This window comes from Allonocardiopsis opalescens, from assembly GCF_003002095.1.
Classification (GTDB): Bacteria; Actinomycetota; Actinomycetes; order Streptosporangiales; family Streptosporangiaceae; genus Allonocardiopsis; species Allonocardiopsis opalescens.
Genome location: NZ_PVZC01000008.1, coordinates 296,004 through 322,327, shown reverse-complemented (window position 1 = coordinate 322,327; position 26,324 = coordinate 296,004). Strand labels below are relative to the sequence as shown.

Sequence of the window (26,324 nt, the reverse complement as noted above, 5' to 3'; positions counted from 1 at the left end):
CCGTGACCCGCCCACCGGAACCGGCCGCACCGGTCGCCGAGGCCGTCGGCGTCGGCCGCCGCTTCGGCTCCACCGTCGCGCTGCGCGACGTGGACCTCGCCGTGGCGCCCGGCCGCTCCCACGCGCTCGTCGGCCGCAACGGCGCCGGCAAGTCCACCCTGGTCTCGCTGCTCACCGGGCAGGCAGCCCCCGACCAGGGCCGGATCCTGTTCGGCGGCCACCCCGCCCCGCCCGTCGCCGACCCCGACGCCTGGCGCTCCCGTGTCGCCTGCGTCTACCAGCAGCCCACCGTGCTGCCGCACCTCACCGTGGCGGAGAACCTGTTCGTCAACCGGCAGCCCGTCAACCGCTTCGGCCTCATCGACTGGCGCCGGCTGCGGGCGGAGGCGCGCCGGCTGCTGGACGAGTGGAACGTGTCGGTCGACGCCGACCGGCAGCTCAGCGAGCTGTCGGTGGAGGACCGGCAGCTGGTGGAGATCGCCCGCGCCCTGTCCTTCGGCGCCCGCTTCATCATCCTGGACGAGCCCACCGCCCAGCTCGACAGCGGCGGGATCGAGCGGCTGTTCACCCGGATGCGGGCCCTGCAGGAGTCCGGCGTGACCTTCCTGTTCATCTCCCACCACCTCCAGGAGGTCTACGAGGTCTGCCAGGACGTCACCGTGCTGCGCGACGCCCGGCTGATCACCACCGCGCCCGTCGCCGAACTGTCGCGCGGCGAACTGGTGCGGGCGATGACGGGGGAGGCCCGGCGCCTCACCGCCGGGGCCACCGAGCCCCGCGACAGCTCCGGCGCGCCGGTCGTGCTGGAGCTGGCCGGCTTCAGTGGCGACGGCTTCCGCGGCGTCGACCTCACCGTGCGGGCCGGAGAGGTCGTCGGGCTGGCCGGCAGCAGCGGCAGCGGCAAGACCGGCCTGGCCGAGTCGCTGGTCGGCCTGCGCGCCGCCACCGGGACCGCCGTCCTGGACGGCCGCCCGCTGCCCACCGGCGACGTGCCGGCCGCGCTCGCCGCCGGAGTGGCCTGCGTGCCGCGCGACCGCCACCACCAGGGCCTGGTGCCGGGCCTGTCGGTGGCCGAGAACGCCGCCATGACGGTGCTCGGCCGGCTCGGCCCCGCCGGGGTCGTCACCCCCGGGCGGCTCGCCGCCTTCGGCGAGCGCTCCATCGCCGAACTGGACATCCACGCCGAAGGCCCGGCCCAGCCGGTGTCCGCGCTGTCCGGCGGCAACCAGCAGAAGGTGGTGATGGCCCGCGCCCTGGCCACCGGCCCTCGCCTGCTGGTGCTGATCAACCCCACCGCCGGGGTCGACGTGAAGTCCAAGGAGTCGCTGCTGGCCGTCATCGACCGGGTCAGGGAGACCGGCTCGGCGGTGATCGTCGTCTCCGACGAGCTGGACGACCTGCGCCGCTGCGACCGGGTGGCGGTGCTGTTCCACGGCGAGATCGCCGCCGAGCACCAGGCGGGCTGGCGCGACCGCGAGCTGGTCGCCTCGATCGAAGGGATGTCCGGAATGGAAGGGGGCCCCGCGTGACCGAGGTCTCGGCCGGCGCGCCGCCGGCGGCCGGCGGCGCCTGGCGCAGGATCACCCTGGGCCGGCTGCGCGAGCTGGCCCTGCTGCCCGCGCTGGCCGCGCTGCTGGTGGCCGGCGCGTTCCTCAACGACGACTTCCTCAGCCAGCGCAACCTGATCACCATCCTGGGCGCCTCTGCGGCGCTGGCGATGGTCGTGCTGGCCGAGTCGCTGATCCTGATCACCGGGAGGTTCGACCTCTCGGTCGAGTCCACCGTCGGCCTGGCCCCCGCCTTCGGCGCGCTGCTGGTACTTCCGGCCGCCTCGGCCGGCTTCGGCCTGGAACTGCCCGCCGCCGCCGGCCTCGCCGCCACCGTGCTGCTCGGCGGGCTGCTCGGGCTCCTCAACGGCCTGCTGGTGGTAAAACTCAGACTCAACGCGTTCATCGTGACGCTGGCGATGCTGATCGTGCTGCGCGGCCTGCACGTCGGCGCCACCGAGGGCCAGACCCTCTTCGACATGCCCGAGTCCTTCTTCGCGCTCGCCACCACCACCTTCATCGGCATCCCCGCCTCGGTGTGGCTGGCCGCGGGCGCCTTCGCCGCCGCCGGCTTCATGCTCCGCTACCACCGCTGGGGCCGCTCGCTCTACGCGATCGGCGGCAACATCGAGGCCGCCCGAGCCGCCGGGATCCGGGTCGAGCGGGTCACCATCGCGGTCTACGTCATCGGCGGGCTGCTGGCCGCCGTCGGCGGCCTGATCCTGACCGGCTACGTCGGCGCGCTCAGCGCCAACCAGGGCCAGAACATGATCTTCACCGTGTTCGCCGCGGCGGTGATCGGCGGCATCAGCATGGACGGCGGGAAGGGCGGCATGATCGGCGCCCTGAGCGGGGTGCTGCTGCTCGGCGTGGTCAACAACATGCTCACGCTGGCGCAGGTCTCGTCGTTCTGGATCCAGTCCATCCAGGGCGCCATCATCCTGGTCGCCCTGATGATCGCCCGCGTCACCAGCGGACGCGCCCAGGAGTGAGGCCATGAACGACACACCCGCCCCCCGCCGACGGCTCGGCGGCAGCGCCGTCCAGGTCGGCCCGCTCGGCCTCGGCACCGCGCCGCTTGCCGGTCTGAACGAGCCGGTCGGCGACGCCGACGCCCGGGCCGCGCTGCTCACCGCCCTGGACCGAGGCATCGACTTCTTCGACACCGCGCCGCACTACGGCGTCGGCCTGGCCGAGGAGCGGATCGGCGCCGCGCTGGCCGCCCGCCCGTCGGCCGCCCCCGTGCTGGCCACCAAGGTCGGCCGCCGGCTGCGGCCGCTGCCTGAGGGCGCCCCCGACGACGCGCACGGCTTCATCGGCACGCCGCGGCGCGAGCGCTACTGGGACTGGAGCCGCGACGGGATACGCGCCTGCGTCGAGGAGTCGCTGCGCCGCCTCGGCCGCGACCGCGTCGACGTCGTCCTCCTGCACGACCCCGACGACTTCGAGGACGAGGTGTACGCCACCGCGTACCCGGCGCTGGCCGAACTCCGCGAGCAGGGCGTGGTCGGCGCCATCGGCGCCGGGATGAACCAGACCGCGATGCTCACCCGCTTCGTCCGCCGCCTCGACCTGGACGTGGTCCTGTGCGCCGGCCGCTACACGCTGCTGGAGCAGGGCGCCGCCGACGACCTCTTCCCGGCCTGCCGCGAGCGCGGCACCTCGGTGGTGCTCGGCGGCGTCTACAACTCCGGGATCCTGGCCCGGCCCGAGCCCGGCGCCCACTACAACTACGCCCCGGCCGAGCCCGCCGTGCTGGCCCGCGCCGAGGCGCTGGGCCGGGTCTGCGCCGCGCACGGCGTCCCGCTGCGCGCCGCGGCCCTGCGCTTCGCCGGGGCCGATCCGGTGGTGGCGAGCGTACTGGTCGGCTGCCGCGCCGGCGCCGAAGTGCACGACAACGCCGACATGGCGGCGCTGCCGATCCCCGACGCCCTCTGGTCGGACCTGCGCGCGCAGGGCCTGATCCGCCCGGACGCCGCCGTCCCCCCGCCGCGCCCGGCGACCGGCGCGGGAGGCGCGCCGTGACGCTCCGGGTCGACGCCCACCACCACCTGTGGGACACCGCCGCCCGCCCGCTGGCCTGGATGGACGGGCCGTGGGCCGAGCCGCTGCGCGGCCGCTTCGACGCCGCCGACCTGGCCGCGGCCGCCCGCCCGCACGGCATCGGCGCGACCGTCGCCGTGCAGGCCGCCACCGAAGTGGCCGAGACCCGCGAGCTGCTGGCCGTCTGCGCCGCCGGACCGCTGGTGCGCGCCGTCGTCGGCTGGGTCGACCTCACCGCCCCCGACGTGGCCGACACCCTCGCCGAGCTGCGAGAAGGCCCCCATGGGCAGTACCTGGCCGGGATCCGCCACCCGGTGCAGGACGAGCCCGACCCCGAGTGGCTGCTCCGCCCCGAGGTGCGGCGCGGCATCGCGGCCGTCGGCGCGGCCGGGCTCGCCTACGACCTGCTGGTCAAACCGCCGCAGCTGCCGGCCGCCGTGCGCACCGTGCGCGAGCACCCCGGCGTCGCCTTCGTCCTCGACCACCTCGCCAAACCCGAGATCGCCGCCGGGCCCGACCGGCCCGGCACCGCCGCCTGGGCGGCGGCCATCGGCGAGCTGGCCGCCGCCCCCAACGTCGCCGCCAAGCTGTCCGGCCTGGTCACCGAGGCCGACTGGCGAAACTGGACCCCGGCCCAGCTACTGCCCTACGCCCGCCGCGCCGTCGACGCCTTCGGCCCCGACCGGCTGATGTTCGGCTCCGACTGGCCGGTGTGCACCCTCGCCGCCCGCTACGACCAGGTCGTCGAGACGGCCGGCACGCTGCTGGCCGAGCTCTCGCCCGACGAGCGCGCCGCCGTGCTCGGCGCGACCGCCGCCCACTGGTACCGGCTGGACTGAGACCGGCCGCCGCACCCGTCCCGCCCGCCCGAAGGAGGTGACGCAGCCGCACGACGGGCGCCCGAGGGCGCCCGCCCGGGAAGCGCGCCAGCGCGTCGGTCCCCCCGCCGTCCAGCCGCCATCCCGCCGTCCCGGCACCGCACCAGGAGCGAACCCATGACCCGATCGCCCCGACTCCGGCGACGCCGGCGGCCCGTGGCCGCCGCCCTCGCCCTCCTCCTCGCCGGCCCGCTGGCCGCCGCCCCCGCGGCCGCCGACGTCCACGACCTGACCCTCTGGTACGACGAACCCGCCACCGACTGGGAGCAGCGCTCCCTGCCCATCGGCAACGGCGCCCTGGGCGCCTCGGTATTCGGCGGCGTCCAGACCGAGCAGCTGCAGTTCAACGAGAAGACCCTATGGACCGGCGGCCCCGGCTCACCCGACTACGACTTCGGCAACTGGAACGAGCCCCGGCCCGGCGCCATCGAGGAGGTGCAGGCCAGGCTCGACGCCCAGCAGCGGATGAGCCCCGAGGAGGTCGCCGACATCCTCGGCCAGCCCAAGACCGGCTTCGGCGCCTACCAGACCTTCGGCGACCTCTGGCTGGACTTCCCCGGCGCGCCCGCCCGGCCGCAGAACTACCGGCGCGACCTCGACATCCAGCAGGCCATCGCGAGCGTCGGCTACACCGACAACGGCGTCACCCACCGGCGCGAGTACTTCGCCAGCCACCCCGGCAACGTGATCGTCGGCCGGATCAGCGCCGACCGGCCCGGCCAGGTCTCCTTCGACCTGCGCACCTCCACCCCCCACCAGGGCACCCAGGTGTCGGTGGCCGACGGACGGCTCACCATGCGCGGCGCGCTGGCCGACAACGGCATGGTCTTCGAGGCGCAGATCCAGGTGGTCACCGAGGGCGGTACCCGCACCGACGGCGGCGACCGGATCAGCGTCTCGGGCGCCGACAGCGCCACCTTCATCATGTCGGCGGGCACCGACTACGCCGACACCTACCCGGAGTACCGCGGCGAGGACCCGCACCAGCGGGTCACGCGGGCGGTGAGCACCGCCGCGAGCCACGACTACCAGGCGCTGCGCGACGCGCACGTCGCCGACCACACCGCGCTGTTCGACCGGGTCCGGCTCGACATCGGCCAGCAGATGCCGAACATCCCCACCGACGAGCTGCTGGCCCGCTACGACGGCCAGGGCGCCCCCGCCCGCGCGCTGGAGGCGCTGTTCTTCGCCTACGGCCGCTACCTGCTGATCGCGTCGTCGCGGCCCGGCTCGCTCCCCGCCAACCTCCAGGGCGTGTGGAACAACTCCACCTCGCCGCCGTGGAGCGCCGACTACCACGTCAACATCAATTTGCAGATGAACTACTGGCCGGCCCAGACCACCAACCTTGCCGAGACCACCGCCCCCTACGACGCGTTCGTGGACGCGCTGCGCCCGCCCGGCCGGGCCTCGGCCCGGGAGATGTTCGGCTCCGACGGGTGGGTCGTGCACAACGAGACCAACCCCTTCGGCTTCACCGGCGTGCACGACTGGGCCACCTCCTTCTGGTTCCCCGAGGCCGGCGCCTGGCTCGCCCAGCAGCTCTACGACAACTACCTGTTCAACCAGGACGAGACCTACCTGCGGGAGACGGCGTACCCGGTGATGCGGGAGGCGGCCGAGTTCTGGTTCGACAACCTGCACACCGACCCCCGCGACGGCAGCCTGGTGGTGTCGCCCGGCTACTCGCCCGAGCACGGCGACTTCTCGGCCGGCGCGTCCATGTCCCAGCAGATCGTCTGGGACCTGCTCACCAACACCCGCGAGGCGGCCGACGCCGTCGGCGAGGACCCCGCCTTCGTCGCGCGGCTCGACGCCACCCTCGACCGGCTCGACCCCGGCCTGCGGATCGGGTCCTGGGGCCAGCTCCAGGAGTGGAAGCCCGACTGGGACGACCCCGCCAACGACCACCGGCACGTCTCGCACCTGTTCGCCCTGCACCCGGGCGCGCAGATCGTGCCGGGCAGCCCGGAGGAGGCGGCCGCCCGGGTCTCGCTGGCCGCACGCGGTGACGGCGGCACCGGCTGGAGCAAGGCCTGGAAGATCAACTTCTGGGCGCGGCTGGGCGACGGCGACCACGCCCACCTGATGCTGTCGGAGCAGCTGCGCACGTCCACGCTGCCCAACCTGTGGGACACCCACCCGCCGTTCCAGATCGACGGGAACTTCGGCGCCACCGCGGGCGTCGCCGAGATGCTGGTGCAGAGCCACCACGGCGTCGTGGAGGTGCTGCCCGCCCTGCCCGGCGCCTGGTCGGGCGGCAGCGTCGAGGGACTGCGGGCCCGCGGCGACGTGACCGTCGACCTGGTCTGGGACGAGACCGGAACGCAGCGCATCACCCTGCGGCCCGGGCCCTCGGGCGGCGGCGAGCTGCGGGTGCGCGACGGCATGTTCGCCGGCGCCTTCCAGGTCGCGGACGGCTCGGGCGCCCCCGTCGACGTGCGCGCCGAGGGCGACGGCACCACCATCGCCTTCACCGCGGTCCCCGGTGGGGAGTACACCCTCACCCGGGGCTGACCGCCCGCCGCTCCCGGCGCACGCGCGGCCGGCCGCCGGGGCGGTGCCGGGCCGACTTTCGTCGGCCCGGCACCCGGCGCGCACCGGACGTTCGTCGGCGCCCGGACCGCCCGCGCGGCCGATGATCAGCGCCGGTCGCCGCGCCAGGCTGGGCGCATGGACGAACACACCACACCGGGCCGTGCTCCCGTCGTGGTCGGCGAGCACCTGGTCAAGCGCTTCGGCACCACGGTGGCGCTGGCCCGGGTCAGCCTGGCCGCGTGCCCCGGCGAGTCGGTCGCGATCATGGGGCCGTCGGGCTCGGGGAAGAGCACCCTGCTGCACTGCCTGGCCGGGATCATCCGGCCGGACGAGGGGCGGGTGCTGCTGCGCGGCGAGCGGATCGACGACATGGGGGAGCGGCGGCGCAGCGTGCTGCGCCGCACCGAGTTCGGCTTCCTGTTCCAGTTCGGGCAGCTGCTGCCCGAACTGCCCGCCGAGGAGAACGCGGCACTGCCGCTGATGCTCAACGGCACGGCCAAGCGCGCCGCCGTCGCGCAGGCCCGCGACTGGCTCGGCCGCCTCGGCCTGGCCGGGATGGAGCGGCGCCGCCCGGGCGAGCTGTCCGGCGGCCAGGCCCAGCGGGTCGCCCTGGCCCGGGCGCTGGTCGCCGGCCCGGCCGTCGTCTTCGCCGACGAGCCCACCGGCGCGCTGGACCGGGCGACGGGCGAGCAGACGATGGAGCTGCTGGTGGCCGCTTCCCGCGAGCAGGGCGCCGCGCTGGTCGTGGTGACCCACAACCCCGAGGTTGCCGCCGCCTGCGACCGCACCGTGCACGTCCGTGACGGGCGGTTGACGGCGGACGCCGCGGCGGCGCCTGCGTCCGGCCCGGTCGGAGCGGGCCGATGAGGACCGTGCTCGGGCTCGGCTGGGACCTGCTGCGCGGCGGCCGCCGCCAGGGGATGCTCGGGACCGCGCTGGTGGTGGCGGCCGTCGCCGTCTCCACCGCGCTGCTGATGTTCACCGTCTCCGCCTACACCGCCTTCCTGCAGCGCGCCGACCGCGAGGCGTGGCGGGTCCCGGTCGAGGCGGAGCCGGCCGCGGCCGCCGCCGTGGCGGCGGTCGCCGTCGACCAGGTGCGGGACCGGCCGCTCACCATCGTCGACCTGGCCGCCGAGGACCCCGCCTCGGCGCCGGTCCCGCCGACCCTGCCCCGCTTCCCCGATCCCGGCGAACTGTGGGTCTCGCCCGCCCTGGCCCGGCTGATGGCCGAACTCCCCGACGACGAGCTGGCCGGCCGCTTCGGCGCCGAACCCGCCGGGCTGATCGGCGACGCCGCCCTCGTCCACGCCGAGGAGTTGGTCGCGGTCGTCGGCCGCGAGCCGGGCGACCCGGCGATGACCGCCCCGCGCGAGGGCTTCCAGCACACCAGCACCGACCCCACCCCCATCGCCGACTTCACCGGCCGGGCCTCCGACACCGCCTTCGGCTATGTGGTGCTGGCCGGGATCGCCGGGGTGCTGATGGCCGTGCCGCTGCTCATCTTCGGTGGCGCCGCCGCCCGGCTCACCGTCGCGCGCCGCGACGAGCGGCTGGCGGCGCTCCGGCTGATCGGCGCCACCCCGGCGCAGGTCACCGGGCTGACCGTGGCCGAGTCGGTGCTGACCGGGCTGGCCGGAGCCGTCGCCGGACTCGCGCTGTACGCGCTGGCGGCGCCCGCGCTCACCCGTATCCCGATCGCCGGCGGCACCTGGTACCTGGCCGACCTGTGGCCGGGCGCGGCGGTCACGGCGGGCGTGCTGGCCGCGGTGCCGGTGCTCGTCGGACTCAGCGCCCTGGTCGGCCTGCGCAGGGTCGTGGTCAGCCCGCTGGGCGTGGCCCGCCGGGTGACCCCGCCGGCCATGCGGGCGGTACGGCTGCTCGCGCTGGTCGCGGCGGTGATCGCCTTCCTGGTCGGCACCCAGGTGGCGGTGGGCTGGGGCGGCTTCGGCTACGCCGTGCTGCTGGTGCTGCTCGGCTTCGCCTTCCTCTCCGTCAACTTCGCCGGCCCGTGGGTCGTCGGGGTGCTCGGCCGGATCACGGCCGCCGCCGCGCGCCGCCCGTCGACGCTGCTGGCCGGCCGGCGGCTGGTGGACGACCCGCGCTCGGCCTGGCGCACGGTCAGCGGCATCGCGCTGACCGGGTTCGTCGCCGGATTCACCGTGCTGGTCAACCCCGGCGCCGACTTCTTCGAGCAGGGCGCGGCCGACCGGCTCGAACTACTGGTCCGCGCGGACGACGGCGGGCGGCTGGAGCGCGAGGTGGCCGGCCGGCTGGCCGGGATCGACGGCGCCGAGGTCGCGACCGCCGACACCCCCAACGCGCCCGAGGGCTACCGGACCGTGGCCGCGACGGTTCCGGGCGGCGCCGCCGCACTGGACCGGGCGCGCACCGCGCTGGCCGGGGCCGCCCCCGGCCAGGTCGCCTGGACCCCCGCCGACCGCGACCGGGCCGGCGCGGTGCTGCTCGGCGACATCCAGACCGGCACGATCGTGGTGCTCTCGGCGTCCTTCCTGATCGCCGTGGTCAGCGCCGGCATCACCGGGGCGTCCGGGGTGCTGGACCGGCGGCGCACCTACGCGCAGCTGCGGCTGGCCGGAACGCCGCTGGAGGTGCTCGACCGGGCCAGGCGGGCGGAGACCCTGATCCCGCTCGCCGTGATGGGCGGCGGCTCGCTGCTGGTGGGCCTGGTGCTGGCCAGCCCGTTCGCGCTGGTCGGCGCGCTCAACCCGGTGGGCCTCACCATCCTGGGCGCGACGGTGGCGGCGGGCGTCGCGGGCGTCACCGGGGCGGCGGCGCTCAGCCGCCCGCTGCTGCGGGCCGTGACGGCGGGGCCGTCGCCCCGGCCCGACTAGCCGCGCCGCCGGCGCCGCCGCGCACCGTCCACCGGGCCGCCGGGCACGGGGCCGGACGGGGCCGCGGCGGCGCGGCGGCCGGTGCCGTCAGAGCGCGGCGGCGGTCGGCAGTCGGCAGTCGGCAGTCGGTAGAGTGTCGCCGTCCCGTCCCGGCCGAGCAGTGAGCGAGAACGGACCTTGCCGCCCGAGCGCTTCCCCGAGGTGGAGCTGACCACCGACCGCCTGCGGCTGCGCGCGTTCACCGCCGCCGACACCGACGACGTCTACCGGGCGGTGTCCGACCCCAGCAGCCAGGAGTGGCTGCCCATGCCGGCGCCCGGCGTGCGCTACACCCGCGACCACGCCGCGCTGTGGTGCCGGGAGGAGGCGCGGCACGCCCTGGCCGTCGGCGACGGCATCCACTGGGCCGCCGAGGAGGTCGCCGGCGGCGGCTTCGTCGGCAGCTTCGGCCTGGTGCGCACCCTGTGGGCCTCGCGGTGCACCGAGGTCGGCTACTGGTGCGCGCCCGGCGCGCGGGGCCGGGGCTACGCCACCGAGGCCGTCACCGAGATCGCGCACTGGGCGCTGATCGGCCAGGGCTTCGAACGGGTGGAGCTGAAGGCCGCCACCGGCAACACGGCGTCGCGCCGGGTGGCCGAGAAGGCGGGTTTCGTCCGCGAGGGCGTCGAACGCAATGCGATGCCGCTGCACCGGGGCCGCACCGACCTGGTCGTCTACAGCCTCATCCCCAGGGACCTGCCGTGAGCACGCCGCCGTCCGCCTCGGGCGCGTCCGCCCGTCCGTCGTCCTTCGAGCCCGCTCTCATCCTGGCCACCGAGCGGCTGGTGCTGCGCCCGTTCACGGTGGCCGACGCCGAAGCGGTCTTCGAGGCGGTCGACGACGAGGTGCGGCGCTGGATGGTGTGGGCGCCCGGCTACACCCGCGAGCAGGCCCGCTCGTACTGCGCGCTGCAGGCGCACCCGTACCCCGACCGCGGCCTGGTGCGCGCCATCTCCGCCGGCGGGAGGCTGGCCGGCTCGATCGGCCTGGACGGCGCCGACTGGGCGGCCGGACGGGTCGAGATCGGCTACTGGCTGGCCCCGTGGGCCCGGGGCAGGGGCTACGCGGCCGAGGCGACCGTCGCGCTGACCGAGTACGCCTTCGGCCGGGGCATGAGCCGGGTGCAGCTGGTGGCGGCCGTGGGCAACACCGCCTCCCAGCGCACCGCGGAGCGGGCCGGCTTCGTCCGCGAGGGCGTGCTCCGCTCCTACCAGCCGATCCCGTCGGGCCGCACCGACATGGTCATGTACAGCAGGCTGGCGGAATCGGCCGAGTCGGTGGAGCCGGCCCGCTGACCGCGCCGCCCGCCGGCGTCGGGCCGGCGGGCGGGCGGGCCCGGCCGCGCACTCAGCGCAGCGCGGCGGGGTCGACGGGCAGGTCGTACACGAGCTGGAAGTCCGCGGTGGCCATGACCTCCACGGTCACGTTCACCGGGCGCTCCGCCGACCGGTAGATGCGGACGATGGTCAGCACCTGCGTGTCGGTGCCCAGCTGCAGCAACTCGGCCTCGCTCTGCTCGACATAGCGCGCGACGACGGCGTCCTGAGCGTAGAGGACCTCGTGCCCGAGCATCCGCATCCGCTCGACCACGCTCCGGCCGCGGTGCGCGCCCTCGTCCGGGAAGGCCGACTCGGTCCCGAGGACGATGTCGCCCGGCTCCCACTGCGTGCGCAGCATGTACGGGCGGTTCTCGCCGGAGTGCAGGTGATTGGTCTTCACCACCGGAGCGCCGGGCTCGATGCCGAGCAGCCGGGCGATCGCCTCGGGCGCCTCGGTCCGCACCGACTCGGTGTTGGGCGTGCCCTCCGCGGGTGAGGGAACCCCCTTGATGTCTATCTGGGACGGACCCAGCGGCAGCCACGACTGCGGCAGGGTCCGGCGGGCCCACCGCTTGCGCACGTAGTGCCCGGAGCCGACCTTGCCGGAGAGGAAGCCCTCCCGCTTGAGAAGGTCCAGCGCGTCGTGCGCCGGACGGACCGTCGTGCTGTACTCCCTGGCCAGCGCATTGCGCGATGGCACCCTGTTGCCGACCTCATAGACTCCGTCCAGGATCTGGCGGCGGAGTCCGTCGGCGACGCGCTGTTTTTCCGACACGCTGACGCCACTTCCCTACTTGCTCGAATTCCCCGGCCCCGCAGCGGTTGTACCGCCTGACGGCTCCGGCTGTGCGTGCAGCTTCCCAAGGGATACGGCCTTTTTGCAAGTTGCACGTACAATTATAAATGCAGTACGTTCAGCTTATGCATGAACTGATCTTGGACAAATCCATTTCGCTGCCCGCGACCGACGTCATGGTCGGCACCGCCCGCAGGTTCGCCGCCGGCATCCTGGTCGGCACGCCCGTCGTCGCCGACGCGGAACTCATCGCCTCTGAACTGGCCACCAACGCCCTGCGCAGCGTCCCGGCCGGAGGCGACGCCGAATTCACCGTCCGCGTCCGCCTGTCCACCGGACTCGCCCGTATCGAAGTGCGCGACGAGGGCCCCGACCTGTGGCGCCCCGGCGCCGACCAGGTATCGGGCGACGACGGCGAGCGCTACGGCCTCGCGATGGTCTCGCTCCTCGCCAGCCGCTTCGGCGCCCGCCGCGACCGCGCCGAGCACGTCGTCTGGGCCGAACTGAGCTGGCAGCCCCGTTGACCCGCCCCGAACCTCTCCAGCCAATTCCGGCCGGAACCGGAAATGGCGCCCTTCCGCCTCCAGCGAATAGAGTGAATGGGGCAATTGGCTTCAGTGATGATCATTTAATACCGCGTCCGGGGACGGAAATGGCTTCGCCGCACCACGAGAGCCACGACCAGGACCCAGCACTCCGCCCCGACGCCCCACCAGCACCCGCCGCACCACCCGTCACGGACAACCGCGTCTCGGGGACGACCGCGGGCCACGTGGTGCAGGCGGGTGCCATCCACGGCGACGTCTACCTGTCGGCACCGACCGGTCCGCCGCACAGACCCGTGCCGTACCAGCTCCCGCCCGACCCCGCGCACTTCACCGACCGCCGCACCGAACTCGACGCCCTCGACGGCGCGGCGGGCGCCCCCGCCGTCCTGGTCGGCGTCGGCGGCGTCGGCAAGACCGCCCTCGGCATCCACTTCCTGACCCGCCGCCGCGACCGCCTCCCCGACGGCCAGCTCTACATCGATCTGCGCGGCTTCCCGCCGGGCGACCCCGTCGACCCCGGGGAGGCCCTGGACTCCTTCCTGCGCGCCCTCGGCGTCCCGCCCGACGCCGTCCCGCCCGGCCTCGCCGCCAGATCGGCCCTGTTCCGCTCCGTCACCCACGGCCGCGGGCTCGGCCTGCTGCTGGACAACGCGGTCTCGGCCGCGCAGGTGCGCCCGCTGCTGCCGGGCCCCGGCACCCACCTCGTCGTCGTCACCAGCCGCCGCCGCATCGCCGGCCTGCGCCTGGACGGCGCCCGCTTCGTCGACGTGCCGCCGCTGACCCGCACCGCGGCCGTGCGGCTGCTGGACCGCCTGGTCGACGACGAGCGCACCGGCGTCGATCCCCAGGCCGCCGACGACCTCGCCGAACTCTGCGGCGGCCTCCCCATCGCCCTGCGCGCCGTCGCCGGCCAGCTCGCCCAGCGCCCGTCGCGCACCATCGGCCGGATGGTCGCCGACCTCCACCGCGAACGCACCCGCCTCGGCGCCCTCACCGCCGACCCCGACGACACCGAGGAGATACCGGTGCGCGCCACCTTCGACAGCTCCTACGACGCCCTCCCGCCCGACGCCGCGCGCCTCTACCGCCTCCTCGGCCTCCACCCCGGCCCCGACACCGACATCCCCGCCGCCGCGGCCCTCGCCGACCTCCCACCCGACACCACCGGCGACCTCCTCGACACCCTCGCCACCGCCAGCCTCCTCGAAAGCCCCACCTCCGGCCGCTACCGCTTCCACGACCTCCTCCGCCTCCACGCCACCGAGAAGGCCGAAGCCCACGACACCCCCACCGCCCGCGCCGCCGCCGTCGACCGGGTGCTGGGGTACTACCTGGACGCCCTCGTGGCGGCGGACCTGGTCGTGCGGCCCTACTCGGATCGGAGCACCGGCGCGCCGCCGCCGGCGCACCCCCGGCGCTTCGCCGGTTCCGCCGAGGCGCTGGAGTGGCTGGAGGCCGAGCGGCACAACGTCCGCGCCCTGGTCCGCTTCGCGGCCGACAGCGGACGGCCCGCGGCCGCCTGCGAACTCGCCGACGGGCTGTGGCCCCTGCTGCTGTACCGCCGGCACTATCCGCTCTGGCTGGAGGTGGACGAACGGGCGATCGCGGCGGCGCGCGACCTGGGCGACGAGCGGGTGGAGGCCGACATGCTCAGCCGGCTCGGCCTGGCGTACCTCAGCATGGGCGACCACCGCGCCGCCGACGAGCGGTTCCGCGCCGCGCTGGACATCCGGAACCGGATCGGGGACCGGGCCGCCATAGCCGACCTGGTGCACCGGCGCGGGCTCGCCGCACTCCGCGACGACCGTCCGGACGACGCGATCCGCCACCTGCGGACCGCCCTGGCCATCGACGAGGAGCTGGGACGCGCCCGCAACCAGGCGCTCACGCTGCTCGAGCTGGGCAGGGCGATGTACGGCGCCGAACGCCACGCGGAGGCCGGAGCCGTGCTGGAGCGGGCGCTCGACCTGATCGACGGAGCCGCCGACCCCTACAACCGGGCCAGGATCGAGGTGATGCTCGGTCGCGTCCTGGCCGAATCCGACCGGGCGGCGGCCGAGGAGCGGCTCGGCGGCGCGCTGGTGGTGATGGCCGAGCTCAACTCCCTTCCGGGCCTGGCCGAGGCCCATGAGGCACTGGGCGACCTCGCCCGCCGCGCCGGGCGCCTCGAGCAGGCCGCCGCCCACTACGCCCAGGCGCTGACGGCGTCGGAGCGCCTGGGCAGGTCGGTGGCCGTCGAGCGGATCAGCGCGCGCCTCGCCGGGCTCGGTCACTGATCGGAGGGGGCCGGGGAGGACCGGCGGACGAGCGTGCTGACCAGGATCTCCCACGCGTCGCCCGTCCGTACGCCGGGGCGGGGCGGGGGCAGCGGTGTGCGAACGGGCCGGCCGCCGCGGGGCTGGACGACGCACCCTCGGCCGTGGCCGCCGACCACCGCGGCCAGGCAGCCGGGGAAGCGGTCGAAGACGGACTGGAACCACTGCTCGATGCCGCCGGGCAGGCGTGCGGCGTCGCAGTAGATCACGTCGGCCAGGTGCGGTTCGGGTGAGCCTTCGGGGTCGTGCGGGTCGGCGATGACGAAGGCGTTGTCGACGCCGACGGTTCCGTATTCGTGCGTTTCAGGCATGTCGCGGCCTCCTTGCCGGCTTTCTTCTCTTCGGTCGCCGCGGCCTCCGTGCGTCGCCGGGGTGCCGGTCGGCTCCGGCGCGAGCGGTCGGGACCGGCACGGCGAGGGCGGGCACCGGGTCCAGGCGCGCCGGGGTTCCGGGCTCGGTGAGGCCGAGCAGGCGGTAGAGGGCGGTCCGGGTGCGTGCGGCGAACTCGCCCGGCGCCGAGGTGATGCGGTGCGCCACCGACGCGCGGACCCGGTCGCCGCTTTCGGCGCTCACCGCCGCGAGCTGCGGCAGCAGGGGGCGGCCGTGGTCGAGGACCGGCGCGTGCGCCGCCAGGGCGGCCATCGGCGACTCCGGTGCGACGGCGGCGGACGGCGGGCAGGAGAGCACGACCGGGGCGCCGGTGAGCGTCGCGTACAGGGTCGCGGAGCCGTGGTCCCCGATGACGACGTCGGCGGCGCACAGGACGGCGCGCCACTCCGCCTCCGGCGGGAGGAGCCGGAGTCCGGCGCGGATGGGACCGGCCAGCCAGGCCCTGATCTGCCAGCCGCCGTGCGCGTACCACGCATTGGGGTGCAGCAGCATCACGACCCGGTCGTGTCCGCGCGGCGCGGCACCGGTCTCGGCGAGCAGCCGGCCGACCAGTTCGGCGCCGCGGCCGAGCAGGGAGCCCGAGTCCCAGGTCGAGGCGAGCACGATCAGCCGGTCGCGCTCGCCGAGTCCCAGCGCCGTCCGGTAGCGCCGCCGGAACGGCAGGCTCGCCACCAGCCGGTCGTGCGCCGGATCGCCCAGCACGGCCGCCGCCGGCAGCGCCTCCGGGCAGCTGTGCGCCAGGCGCCGCCGCTCCTCCTCGTGCGCGAGCACGAGGAGCGAGGGCAGCACCCGGCCGTCCCTGACCAGCCGCTGGCGGTCGAGGCCGAAGCTGTCGCGCGGCGCCGGGCCGGACGGGGCGCCGCCGGCGAGCTTGTTGAAGCCGGCGCCGTGCGGCAGCAGGACGAGCGGTGCGTGCACCCGGTCGATCCCGCCGGTGCTCGCGGCGATCGCGAGGTCGAAGCGGGTGGCCGCCGCCTGCTGCCAGGAGACGGCCACGCCCTCCACGGACCGCAGGAACTCGCGGACTCCGTTGCCGAACACGTCCGGCGCCTGGGTGAACACCACCTGGACGCGCAGGTCCGCCTCGAGCAGCCCGACCACGTCCAGGACGCGCTGCCCGGCGGTGACGGTGTGGACGAGCACCAGCACCCGCCGCAGGCCGCCGCGCGTGGCCCAGCGCTCCGCGTCGAGTCCGATGGGGACCTCCACCCAGTCCAGGGCCGTCCCGGGCGGCCCGGTCACGGCGACCACCCCAGCGGGGCGAGCGCCCATTCGGTGTTCGTCATCGTCGGTACCTCCTCGTTCCCGGGTCCCGGCCGGACCCGACGGAACGACGGTGCGCGACGGCACTTGCCCGCGAAGTGGCCGGTAACTGGACCGAGGTCTTCCGATCACTTGACCGGCACCTTGACCGCGCCGGTCAGCGGCCTGGCCGCGGCGGCCGGATCCTCGGCGGCGCCGTGCGGCAGCGCCCGACCGCCGCCCGTCGTCCGGTGCGGTCGCCGGTGCTGCGCCGCGGCCCGACGCCGTCGCGGGCCGGGCGAGCGCCGCCGCGATTCGGATGAAGACGGCGCTCCAGAACGAGCGTCGATCATACGGACCGTGACGGCCGCCGGACGCCCGCGGCGCAGCCCGACGGTGCCGCGCACCCGTGCCGACCTGCGGTGCGCTTAGCAGACCTCACGGAACTTTGGCAACAGGTGTGCGGAGAGGTTTTCGGTGCCGTTACCTCACGTCACGCAGGTGAAATGGCTGATCCTTAAGGTCGCTGGTCAGCAGGCAGGCGAGTCTGGGGAGGAAGGCGCGTGGCGACACCAAGGACCGCCGGTGCTCGAGGCGGACGCTGGATCGAGCACTGGGAGCCCGAGGACGAGCGCTTCTGGGAGTCGACCGGGCGCGCCGTGGCCCGGCGCAACCTGTGGGCGTCCATCTTCGCCGAGCACCTCGGCTTCTCGGTCTGGACCATCTGGGCGGTACTGGTCCTGTTCATGACGCCCGAGACCGGCTTCGACTACACGCCCGAGCAGAAGTTCCTGCTGGTGTCGATGGTCACCCTGGTCGGAGCGGTGCTGCGGGTGCCCTACACCCTGGCCGTGCCCCGCTTCGGCGGGCGGAACTGGACCCTGGTGTCGGTCACCGTGCTGCTGGTGCCGACCGCGCTGGCGATCGTGCTGATCCAGCGGCCCGAGACGCCGTTCTGGCTCTTCCTGCTGCTGGCGGCGACGGCCGGGCTGGGCGGCGGCAACTTTTCGTCGTCCATGTCCAACATCAACTTCTTCTTCCCCGAGCGCAGCAAGGGCTGGGCGCTGGGACTCAACGCCGGGGGCGGCAACATCGGGGTGCCCTCCGTGCAGCTGCTCGGCCTCGCCGTGATCGCGATCTTCGGCATCGCGCAGGGGTGGCTGCTGGCCGCGGTCTACCTGCCGCTGCTGCTGGTGGCCGGCTGGGTGGCCTGGCGGCACATGGACAACCTGGCCGGCGCCCGCGCCGACATCGGCGCGCAGGTCGCGGTGGCGAAGGACCGCCACACCTGGATCATGTCCTTCCTCTACATCGGCACCTTCGGCTCCTTCATCGGCTACGGCTTCGCCTTCGGGCTGGTGCTGCAGAACCAGTTCGACCGCACCCCGCTGGAGGCGGCGGCCGTCACCTTCATCGGCCCGCTGCTCGGCTCGCTGATCCGCCCCGTCGGCGGCTCGCTGGCCGACCGCTACGGCGGCGCCCGCATCACGCTGTGGAACTTCGTCGCGATGGCGGCGGGCACCGGCGTGATCATCATCGCCGCGCTCCAGGGCTCCCTCGCGCTGTTCACGGCCGGCTTCGTGGTGCTCTTCCTGCTCACCGGCGTGGGCAACGGCTCCACCTACAAGATGATCCCCACGATCTACTCCGCCCGCGCCGAGGACATGGTCGCGGCCGGCACGCCCCGCGCCGAGGCGACGGCCGAGGCCAAGCGGCTGGCCGGGGCGCTGCTCGGCCTGGTCGGCGCGGTCGGGGCGCTGGGCGGCGTCGGCATCAACCTGGTCTTCCGCGAGTCCTTCGCCGCCACCGGCTCCGCCACCCCCGCCTTCGTCGCCTTCCTCGTCTTCTACGCCGTGTGCATCGCCGTCACCTACGGCGTGTACCTGCGCCGCCCGCGGGTGCGGGCCGAGGCCGCGAGCCCGGCCGCCGTCCCCGCCGACGCGGGCCCGGCCGCCGAGGCGGCGCCCGCCGGACCGCAGCGGCCATGACGGCGACCGCGACGCACTGCCCCTACTGCGCCTTGCAGTGCGCCATGACGCTGACCGCCTCCGGCGGCGAGGTCACGGTGGCGCCCAGGGAGTTCCCGACCAACCGGGGCGGGCTGTGCCAGAAGGGCTGGACCTCGGCGAGCCTGCTGACCACCCCCGACCGGCTCACCACACCCACCCTGCGCACCGGCCGCACCGGCCCGCGGCACCCGGTCGGCTGGGACACCGCCCTCGACCACGTCGCCGGCCGGCTGGCCGGGATCCGGGCCCGGTACGGCGCCGACGCCGTCGCCGTGTTCGGCAGCGGCGGCCTCACCAACGAGAAGTCCTACCTGCTCGGCAAGTTCGCCCGCGTCGCACTCGGCACCTCGCAGATCGACTACAACGGCCGCTTCTGCATGTCCTCGGCCGCCGCCGCCGGCAACCGCGCCTTCGGCATCGACCGCGGCCTGCCCTTTCCGGTCACCGACCTCGACGACGCCGACGTGGTGCTGCTGGCCGGGGCGAACGTGGCCGAGACCATGCCGCCGCTGCTCGGCCACCTCGGCGGCGCCCGCCTCATCGTGGTCGACCCCCGGGAGAGCGCCACCGTGGAGTTCGCCCGGCGCAACGGCGGGCTGCACCTCGCGCCCCGCCCCGGCACCGACCTCGCGCTCGCCCTCGCGCTGCTGCACCTGGCCGTCACCGGCGGAGCCGTCGACCGCGACTACCTCGCCGCCCGAACCGACGGCTTCGCCGAGGCGTGGCGGCACGCGGCGGGCTGGTGGCCCGAGCGCGCCGAGCGCGTCACCGGGGTGCCGGCCGCCGACATGCGCGCCGCCGCCGAGCTGCTGGCCGGCGGGCCCAAGACCTACGTGCTGACCGGGCGCGGCGTCGAGCAGCACGCCAAGGGCACCGACACGGTCTCGGCCTGGATCAACCTCGCCCTCGCCCTCGGCCTGCCCGGGCGGCGCGGCTCCGGCTACGGCTGCCTCACCGGGCAGGGCAACGGCCAGGGCGGCCGCGAGCACGGCCAGAAGGCCGACCAGCTGCCCGGCTACCGCTCCATCGCCGACCCCGCCGCCCGCGAGCACGTCGCCGGGGTGTGGGGGGTGCCCGCCGAAGAGCTGCCCGGCCCCGGCCGCAGCGCCTTCGAGCTGCTGGACGCGCTCGGCGGCCCCGGCGGCCCGCGCGCCCTGCTGGTCTTCGGCTCCAACATCGCCGTCTCAGCGCCCGACCTCGGCCGCGTCGCCGACCGGCTGGCAGCACTGGACCTGCTGGTCGTCGCCGACTTCGTCGAGTCGGAGACCGCCGCCCTCGCCGACGTGGTGCTGCCGGTGGCCCAGTGGGCCGAGGAGGACGGCACCCTCACCAACCTGGAGGGCCGGGTGCTGTCGCGGCGCCGCGCCGTGCCGCCCCCGCCCGGAGTCCGCACCGACCTGGACGTCCTGCACGGCCTGGCGGTGCGGCTCGGCCAGCCCGCCGAGCGCTTCCCGGCCGAGCCGGCCGCCGTCTTCGCCGAACTGCGCGCCGCCTCCGCCGGCGGCCCGGCCGACTACGCCGGCGTCGACCCCGACCGGCTGGCCGCGGGGGAGGCGCTGCACTGGCCGTGCCCCGCCGACGGCCCTGCCGGCACGCCCCGGCTGTTCCTGGACCGCTTCGCGCACGCCGACGGCCGCGCCAGGTTCGCGCCCGTGGAGCACCGCGCCCCCGCCGAGGCGACCGACGACGACTACCCGCTCATCGCCACCACCGGCCGGGTGCTGCAGCACTACCAGTCGGGCGCGCAGACCCGCCGGATCGCGGAACTCGCCGAAGAGGTGCCCGAGCCCTTCGTGGAGGTCCACCCCGACACCGCCGCCCGCTGCGGCCTGGCCGACGGCGCCCTCACCCGCGTCGTCTCCCGGCGCGGCGGCACCACCGCTCGCGTCCGCTACCGCCCGGGACTGCGCGCCGACACCGTCTTCCTGCCGTTCCACTTCGCGGGGCAGGGCGCGGCCAACCGCCTCACCAACCCCGCACTCGACCCGACCAGCCGGATGCCGGAGTTCAAGGTGTCCGCCGTGCGACTGGAGCGTGTGACGTGACCGACCGACCCGCTCCGGCGACCCGCCCGCCCGTCCCCGGCCCGCGCCGCGTCGTGGTGCTGGGCCACGGCATGGTGGGCGCCCGGTTCGCCGAGGAGGTGCGCAGCCGCGACCCCGACGGGCGCCGCGTGCACCTGACCGTCGTGGGCGCCGACGCCGACGGCGCCTACAACCGGGTGCTGCTGCCCGAGGTGGTGGCCGGCCGGCTGCTGCCCGAGGAGCTGGCCCTGCCCGAGCCGGCCGGACCCGGCACCGCGGTGCGCACCGGGGTCGCCGCCACCGCGATCGACCGGGAGGCGCGCCGCGTCGCGCTCGACGATGGCTCGGAGCTGGACTACGACGAACTGGTGCTGGCCACCGGCGCCCGCGCCGGCTTCCCGCCGGTCGACGGCCTCGGCGGGCCCGACGCGCCCGCCCCCGGCGTGACCGCGCTGCGCGACCTGGCCGACTGCCGGCGCCTCACCGCGATGACCGCGCCCGGCACCCCCGTGGTGGTGCTGGGCGGCGGGGTGCTCGGCCTGGAGGCGGCCCGCGCGCTCAACGGCCGCGGCGCCCGGGTGTCGGTGGTGGAGGCCGCGCCCTGGCTGATGCGCCGCCAGCTCGACAAGGCGGCCGCCGGCATCCTCGCCGAGCGCTTCACCGCGCTCGGCATCGCCGTGCACCCCTGGCGGGTGGCGGCCCGCTGGCGGCCCGGCACCGGCCTGGAACTCGACGACGGCCGGATGCTGGCCGCCGACGCGCTGGTGGTGGCGGCCGGGGTGCGCGCCCGCGACGAACTGGCCGCCGCGGCCGGCATCGCCGTCGACCAGGGCGTGGTGGTGGACGACCGGCTGACCAGCTCCGACCCGCGCGTGCACGCCCTGGGCGACTGCGCGCGCCACCCCGGCGGCGGCGCCGGCCTCGTCCAACCCGGCTGGGAGCAGGCGGCCGTCCTCGCCGACCTGGTCACCGGCGCCGACCCGGCCGCCCGCTACCGCGGCGCCCACCCCGTGACGCGGCTGAAGGCCGAGGGCATCGAGCTGACCTCGCTCGGCGAGGTCGAAACCGACGACTCCGCGCCGGGCGCCGACGCGGCGCAGACCGTGACCGTCAGCGACCCGCACGGCGGCCGCTACGGCCGGCTCACCATCACCGGCGGCCGGGTGACCGGCGCGATCCTGCTCGGCTTCCCCGACTCCGCCGCCGCGATCACCCAGCTCTACGACGACGGCGCCCCCGTGCCCGACGACCGCCTCGGCCTGCTGCTCGGCCGCGCCGCGCCCGAGCCGGCATCGGCCGGCCCGGCCGACGCCGACGCGCTGGTCTGCCGCTGCAACGGCGTCCGCAGCAGCCGGATCGAGTCCGCCTGGCTCGACGGCGCCCGCACCCGGGAGGACATCGCCCGCACCACCCGCGCCACCACCGGCTGCGGCGGCTGCACCCGCGACGTCAACGCCTTCCTCGCCGCCATGGGCGCCGGCGACCCCAGCCGGGGGACGGCCACTTGACCCGCGCCGCCGGGAGTAACAGCCCTGTCACGTCGCACTGACGATCCGGAAACACGTCTCCGATTACCTGAAGGAGTGCCAGGACACGGCGCCGCCCGCCAGCAGCGAGGGTGGCGGCCGCGGCGCCGCTGACCGGCACGGACAACCGCAGAGGAGAACGACGCGGCATGAGAGAGCTCATCGTCGTCGGCAACGGCATGGTCGGCCACCGGCTGGTCGAGGCCCTGCGCAGCCGCGACACCGACGACCAGTGGCGGATCACCGTCCTGGGGGCCGAGAGCCGCCCCGCCTACGACCGCGTCGCGCTGTCGTCCCGCTTCGACGGCGCGGAAGAGGACGACCTGCTGCTGCCCGACCTCACCGCCCACGGCCACGTCGACCTCAGGCTCGGCGCCGAGGCCGTCGGGATCGACCGGGAGAACCGCACCGTCACCACCGCCGACGGCGCCGTCCTCGGCTACGACGCGCTGGTGCTGGCCACCGGCTCCGAGCCCTTCGTCCCGCCGGTGCCCGGCCGCGACCTGACCGGCTGCTTCGTCTACCGCACCCTGGACGACCTCGACGCCATCGCCGCCGCCGCCCAGGGCGCCCGAGCCGGCATCGTCGTCGGCGGCGGGCTGCTCGGCCTGGAGGCCGCCAACGCGCTGCGCCTGCTCGGCCTGGACACCCACGTGGTGGAGCTGGCACCGCGGCTGATGCCGGTGCAGATCGACGAGGGCGGCGGCGCGCTGCTGCGCCGCCTGGTCGAGGACCTCGGCGTCAACGTGCATCTGGGCGCGGGCGCCGCCGAGATCACCGGCGCCGCCGGCCGCGTCACCGGCCTGCGCTTCGCCGAGGGCCACCCGCTGGGGGCCATCGGCGCCGACCTGGTGGTGTTCGCGGCCGGGGTCCGCCCGCGCGACGCCCTGGCCCGCGCCGCCGGCCTGCCCGTCGGCCCGCGCGGCGGCGTCGTGGTGGACTCCGGCTGCCGCACCGAGGACCCCGCCGTCTACGCCGTCGGCGAGTGCGCCTGCCTGGACGGCACCGTCTACGGCCTGGTCGCGCCGTGCAACGCGATGGCCGAGGTCGCCGCCGACCGGCTGCTGGGCGGCGGCGCCACCTTCCCCGGCGCCGACACCGCCACCAAGCTCAAGCTGCTCGGCGTCGACGTCGCCAGCTTCGGCGACGCCCACGGCAGCACCCCCGGCGCCCTCGACGTGGTGATGAACGACGCCGTCGGCCGCACCTACGCCAAACTGGTCGTCTCCGACGACGCCGGCACCCTGCTGGGCGGCGTGCTGGTCGGCGACGCGAGCCGCTACGCGAGCCTGCGCCCCCTCGTCGGCCGCCCGCTGCCCGGCGACCCCCTCGAACTCATCGCGCCGGCCGGCGCCGGGCTCGGCCCCGGCGACCTCCCCGACGACGCCCAGGTGTGCAGCTGCAACGCCGTCACCAAGGGCGAGATCACCACCGCCATCGACGAGCACGCCTGCACCGACGTCGCCGCCGTCAAGGCCTGCACCCGGGCCGGCACCAGCTGCGGCAGCTGCGTGCCGATGCTCAAGACCCTGCTGTCGGCCGCCGGCGTCGAGCAGTCCACCGCACTGTGCGAGCACTTCTCGCACACCCGCGCCGAACTGTGGGAGATCGTCGCCGCCACCGGGGTGCGCACCTTCTCCGAGCTGGTCGCCGCGCACGGCACCGGCCGCGGCTGCGACATCTGCAAGCCGGTGGTCGCCTCCATCCTCGCCTCGCAGGGCAACGGCCACGTCCTGGACGGCGAGCAGGCCGCGCTCCAGGACACCAACGACCACTTCCTGGCCAACATCCAGCGCAACGGCAGCTACTCGGTGGTGCCGCGCATCCCCGGCGGGGAGATCACCCCGGAGAAGCTGATGGTGATCGCCGAGGTGGCCCGCGACTTCAAGCTCTACACCAAGATCACCGGCGGCCAGCGCATCGACCTCTTCGGCGCCCGCGTCGACCAGCTGCCGCACATCTGGTCCCGGCTCGTCGCCGCGGGCTTCGAGTCCGGCCACGCCTACGGCAAGGCGCTGCGCACGGTCAAGTCCTGCGTCGGCTCCACCTGGTGCCGCTACGGCGTGCAGGACTCCGTCGGCCTCGCCGTCGAACTGGAGCTGCGCTACCGGGGGCTGCGCGCCCCGCACAAGATCAAGGCGGGGGTGTCCGGCTGCGCCAGGGAGTGCGCCGAGGCGCGCTCCAAGGACGTCGGCGTGATCGCCACCGAACACGGCTGGAACCTCTACGTCGGCGGCAACGGCGGCTTCCGGCCGCGCCACGCCGAACTGCTCGCCGCCGATGTCGACACAGCCACCCTGGTGAAGCTGATCGACCGCTTCCTGATGTTCTACGTGCGCACCGCCGACCGCCTCCAGCGCACCGCCGCCTGGATCGAGGCCATGGACGGCGGCCTGGACCACCTGCGCGCCGTCGTGGTCGACGACAGCCTCGGCATCGCCGCGGAGCTGGAGGCCGCGATGGCCCGCCACATCGACAACTACGCCGACGAGTGGAAGGGCGTCCTCGACGACCCCGAGAAGCTCGCCCGCTTCACCTCCTTCGTCAACGCCCCCGACGTGCCCGACCCGTCCATCAGCTTCTCCGTGCTGCGCGAGCAGCGGGTTCCCACCGACCCCGCGCAACCGGTCGCGCTCGGCATGCCCACGACCAGGTCCGCACCGTAAGGAGTCCACCCGATGGCCGCCTCCACCCTGACGCCCGGCCCGGCGAACGCCCCGGCCGCCGACACCCGCTGGCTCGCAGTCTGCCCGGCCGAGCGGCTGGTGCCCGAACGCGGGGCCGCGGTCCTGCTGCCCGACGGAACGCAGGCCGCCGTCTTCCGCACCCACGACGGCGCCCTGTACGCCGTCGACAACCGCGACCCCTTCTCCGGCGCCCAGGTGATGGCCCGCGGCATCGTCGGCGACCGCGCCGGCGAGCCCACCGTCGCCTCGCCCATGCACAAGCAGGTCTTCTCCCTGCGCACCGGCGCCTGCCTGGACAGCCCGGGCACCGGGCTGCGGGTCTTCGAGGTGAGCGAGGCCGAGAGCACCATCCGGCTGGCCGCGCCCGCCCCCGTCGGCGGCGGGGCGGCGCGGTGAGCCAGGTGCTCTCCGCCGAGCCGGGGCAGCGCGCCGAGGTGGCGCCGCTGGCCGGCTACACGGTCGGTGTCACCGCCGCCCGCCGGGCCGACGAACTCGCCCAGCTGCTGGAGCGGCGCGGGGCACGTGTGGTGCGCGCCCCCGCCGTGCGGATCGTCACCCTCACCGACGACCGCCGGCTGCAGGAACTCACCGAGGAGCTGATCGCCGCACCGCCCGACGTCGTGGTGGCCAGCACCGGCATCGGCTTCCGCGGCTGGCTGGAGGCGGCCGAGAGCTGGGGGCTGGACGAGAAGCTGCGCGGCGCCCTCGGCGGCGCCCGGCTGCTGGCCCGCGGCCCCAAGGCGCGCGGCGCCATCCGCGAGGCCGGGCTCGCCGACGAGTGGTCGCCCCGCTCGGAGTCCTCCACCGAAGTACTGGACTACCTGCTCGCGGGCGGAGTGGCCGGCGCCAAGGTCGCGGTCCAGCTGCACGGCGAGCCGCTGCCCGACTTCTGCGCCGCGCTGCGCGCCGCGGGCGCGGCCGTGGTCGAGATCCCGGTGTACCGCTGGGAGAGCCCGGCCGAGGTCGGCCCGCTGGACCGGCTGATCGCCGGAGTGCTCGGCGGCACCGTCGACGCCATCACCTTCACCAGCGCCCCCGCCGCCGCCGGGCTGATCCGCCGTGCCACCGAAACCGGCCAGTGGCCCCAGGTGCACGAGGCGCTGCGCGGACCCGTCCGCACCGTGTGCGTCGGCCCGGTCACCGCCGCCCCCCTGCTCGACCAGGGCCTGAGCACCAGCTGGCCCGAGCGCTTCCGGATCGGCGCGCTGGTGCGCCGGCTCGCCGAGGACCTCCCGGCCGCCGCCCCCAGCTATCCGGTCGCCGGCCGCACCATGGAGCTGCGCGGCCACGCCGTCATCCTCGACGGCGCACTGCACCCGGTGCCGCCCGCGCCGATGACGGTGCTGCGCGCCCTGTGCGCGCGCCCCGGGCGCGTCGTCACCCGCGCCGACCTGCTGGCCAGACTCCCCGGCGGCAGCGCCGACGAGCACGCCGTCGAGGCGACGGTCGGCCGGCTCAGGTCCGCGCTGGGCGACGCCCGGCTCGTGCAGACCGTCGTCAAGCGCGGCTACCGGCTCGCACTCGAACCCCAGGGCGCCGGCTGAGCCGCGCCGTCCCGACCGCCCCACCCA

General features: G+C 75.5%; 20 protein-coding genes. 17 read left to right on the top strand and 3 right to left on the bottom strand.

Annotation, left to right across the window (positions count from 1 at the left end; all coding sequences use genetic code 11):
- The first annotated feature begins 2 nt into the window (after positions 1-2).
- From CLV72_RS25160 to CLV72_RS25120, 9 genes are all read left to right on the top strand, one after another.
- The gene (locus CLV72_RS25160) at positions 3-1,529 is read left to right on the top strand and encodes a sugar ABC transporter ATP-binding protein (RefSeq protein WP_106251082.1); all 1,527 of its coding nucleotides are present in this window, start codon (positions 3-5) and stop codon (positions 1,527-1,529) included.
- Positions 1,526-2,539, top strand: a complete 1,014-nt coding sequence (locus CLV72_RS25155) for an ABC transporter permease (RefSeq protein WP_106251065.1) — start codon at positions 1,526-1,528, stop codon at positions 2,537-2,539. Before CLV72_RS25160 ends, CLV72_RS25155 begins: the two co-directional genes overlap by 4 nt.
- A gap of 4 nt (positions 2,540-2,543) precedes the next feature.
- A complete protein-coding gene (locus tag CLV72_RS25150) occupies positions 2,544-3,572 on the top strand; it encodes an aldo/keto reductase (protein WP_106251062.1) in 1,029 nt (342 codons plus the stop codon).
- Positions 3,569-4,429: an amidohydrolase family protein gene (locus tag CLV72_RS25145; protein ID WP_106251060.1), complete on the top strand. Its 861-nt coding sequence runs from the start codon at positions 3,569-3,571 to the stop codon at positions 4,427-4,429. The genes CLV72_RS25150 and CLV72_RS25145 overlap by 4 nt, the downstream gene beginning before the upstream one ends.
- Before the next feature lie 156 nt (positions 4,430-4,585).
- A complete protein-coding gene (locus tag CLV72_RS25140) occupies positions 4,586-6,985 on the top strand; it encodes a glycoside hydrolase family 95 protein (RefSeq protein WP_106251058.1) in 2,400 nt (799 codons plus the stop codon).
- Positions 6,986-7,141: 156 nt separating this feature from the next.
- Positions 7,142-7,873 (top strand): ABC transporter ATP-binding protein, encoded by a 732-nt coding sequence (locus CLV72_RS25135; RefSeq protein ID WP_106251056.1) that lies wholly within the window; start codon positions 7,142-7,144, stop codon positions 7,871-7,873.
- Positions 7,870-9,858 (top strand): FtsX-like permease family protein, encoded by a 1,989-nt coding sequence (locus CLV72_RS33725; protein ID WP_170141102.1) that lies wholly within the window; start codon positions 7,870-7,872, stop codon positions 9,856-9,858. Before CLV72_RS25135 ends, CLV72_RS33725 begins: the two co-directional genes overlap by 4 nt.
- Before the next feature lie 177 nt (positions 9,859-10,035).
- Positions 10,036-10,602 carry a GNAT family N-acetyltransferase gene (locus CLV72_RS25125; protein ID WP_245930429.1) on the top strand — a complete coding sequence of 189 codons (567 nt, stop codon included), beginning with the start codon at positions 10,036-10,038 and terminating at the stop codon, positions 10,600-10,602.
- A complete protein-coding gene (locus CLV72_RS25120; protein ID WP_106251054.1) occupies positions 10,599-11,192 on the top strand; it encodes a GNAT family N-acetyltransferase in 594 nt (197 codons plus the stop codon). The genes CLV72_RS25125 and CLV72_RS25120 overlap by 4 nt, the downstream gene beginning before the upstream one ends.
- Before the next feature lie 52 nt (positions 11,193-11,244).
- On the opposite strand, the gene CLV72_RS25115 is transcribed toward CLV72_RS25120, so the two are convergent.
- Positions 11,245-11,991: a GntR family transcriptional regulator gene (locus CLV72_RS25115; RefSeq protein ID WP_106251052.1), complete on the bottom strand. Its 747-nt coding sequence runs from the start codon at positions 11,989-11,991 to the stop codon at positions 11,245-11,247.
- Between the two features lie 161 nt (positions 11,992-12,152).
- Here CLV72_RS25115 and CLV72_RS25110 point away from each other — a divergent pair, with 161 nt between their 5' ends.
- Both CLV72_RS25110 and CLV72_RS25105 read left to right on the top strand, forming a co-directional pair.
- Positions 12,153-12,536 (top strand): ATP-binding protein, encoded by a 384-nt coding sequence (locus CLV72_RS25110; protein WP_106251050.1) that lies wholly within the window; start codon positions 12,153-12,155, stop codon positions 12,534-12,536.
- Positions 12,537-12,664: 128 nt separating this feature from the next.
- Positions 12,665-14,836: an ATP-binding protein gene (locus tag CLV72_RS25105; RefSeq protein ID WP_146159557.1), complete on the top strand. Its 2,172-nt coding sequence runs from the start codon at positions 12,665-12,667 to the stop codon at positions 14,834-14,836.
- Here the strand turns inward: CLV72_RS25105 and CLV72_RS25100 are convergent.
- The gene (locus CLV72_RS25100) at positions 14,830-15,186 is read right to left on the bottom strand and encodes a hypothetical protein (protein ID WP_106251046.1); all 357 of its coding nucleotides are present in this window, start codon (positions 15,184-15,186) and stop codon (positions 14,830-14,832) included. The two genes, CLV72_RS25105 and CLV72_RS25100, sit on opposite strands and share 7 nt — an antisense overlap.
- Positions 15,179-16,507, bottom strand: a complete 1,329-nt coding sequence (locus CLV72_RS25095) for a hypothetical protein (protein ID WP_146159556.1) — start codon at positions 16,505-16,507, stop codon at positions 15,179-15,181. Before CLV72_RS25095 ends, CLV72_RS25100 begins: the two co-directional genes overlap by 8 nt.
- A gap of 563 nt (positions 16,508-17,070) precedes the next feature.
- On the opposite strand from CLV72_RS25095, the gene CLV72_RS25090 reads away from it, so the two are divergent.
- The 6 genes from CLV72_RS25090 to CLV72_RS25065 all read left to right on the top strand — a co-directional run bounded on the left by CLV72_RS25090 (position 17,071) and on the right by CLV72_RS25065 (position 26,297).
- Complete coding sequence (locus tag CLV72_RS25090; RefSeq protein WP_106251043.1) at positions 17,071-18,495, top strand: MFS transporter; 1,425 nt, start codon at positions 17,071-17,073, stop codon at positions 18,493-18,495.
- Complete coding sequence (locus tag CLV72_RS25085) at positions 18,492-20,561, top strand: molybdopterin oxidoreductase family protein (RefSeq protein ID WP_106251040.1); 2,070 nt, start codon at positions 18,492-18,494, stop codon at positions 20,559-20,561. Before CLV72_RS25090 ends, CLV72_RS25085 begins: the two co-directional genes overlap by 4 nt.
- Positions 20,558-22,048 carry an FAD-dependent oxidoreductase gene (locus CLV72_RS25080; RefSeq protein WP_281262437.1) on the top strand — a complete coding sequence of 497 codons (1,491 nt, stop codon included), beginning with the start codon at positions 20,558-20,560 and terminating at the stop codon, positions 22,046-22,048. The genes CLV72_RS25085 and CLV72_RS25080 overlap by 4 nt, the downstream gene beginning before the upstream one ends.
- Before the next feature lie 167 nt (positions 22,049-22,215).
- On the top strand, positions 22,216-24,732 hold the full coding sequence (nirB, locus tag CLV72_RS25075) for a nitrite reductase large subunit NirB (RefSeq protein ID WP_106251037.1): 2,517 nt from the start codon (positions 22,216-22,218) through the stop codon (positions 24,730-24,732).
- Positions 24,733-24,744: 12 nt separating this feature from the next.
- Positions 24,745-25,149 (top strand): nitrite reductase small subunit NirD, encoded by a 405-nt coding sequence (nirD, locus tag CLV72_RS25070; RefSeq protein ID WP_106251035.1) that lies wholly within the window; start codon positions 24,745-24,747, stop codon positions 25,147-25,149.
- On the top strand, positions 25,146-26,297 hold the full coding sequence (locus tag CLV72_RS25065; protein WP_211303107.1) for a uroporphyrinogen-III synthase: 1,152 nt from the start codon (positions 25,146-25,148) through the stop codon (positions 26,295-26,297). Before nirD ends, CLV72_RS25065 begins: the two co-directional genes overlap by 4 nt.
- Positions 26,298-26,324 lie beyond the last annotated feature (27 nt).

Bases quoted from the DNA above. Each gene is read 5' to 3' on its own strand.
- CLV72_RS25150 (WP_106251062.1), top strand. From the start codon at position 2,544: ATGAACGACACACCCGCCCCCCGCCGACGGCTCGGCGGCAGCGCCGTC.
- CLV72_RS25140 (WP_106251058.1), top strand. From the start codon at position 4,586: ATGACCCGATCGCCCCGACTCCGGCGACGCCGGCGGCCCGTGGCCGCC.
- CLV72_RS25135 (WP_106251056.1), top strand. From the start codon at position 7,142: ATGGACGAACACACCACACCGGGCCGTGCTCCCGTCGTGGTCGGCGAG.
- CLV72_RS33725 (WP_170141102.1), top strand. From the start codon at position 7,870: ATGAGGACCGTGCTCGGGCTCGGCTGGGACCTGCTGCGCGGCGGCCGC.
- CLV72_RS25105 (WP_146159557.1), top strand. From the start codon at position 12,665: ATGGCTTCGCCGCACCACGAGAGCCACGACCAGGACCCAGCACTCCGC.
- CLV72_RS25100 (WP_106251046.1), bottom strand. From the start codon at position 15,186: ATGCCTGAAACGCACGAATACGGAACCGTCGGCGTCGACAACGCCTTC.
- CLV72_RS25085 (WP_106251040.1), top strand. From the start codon at position 18,492: ATGACGGCGACCGCGACGCACTGCCCCTACTGCGCCTTGCAGTGCGCC.
- nirB (WP_106251037.1), top strand. From the start codon at position 22,216: ATGAGAGAGCTCATCGTCGTCGGCAACGGCATGGTCGGCCACCGGCTG.
- nirD (WP_106251035.1), top strand. From the start codon at position 24,745: ATGGCCGCCTCCACCCTGACGCCCGGCCCGGCGAACGCCCCGGCCGCC.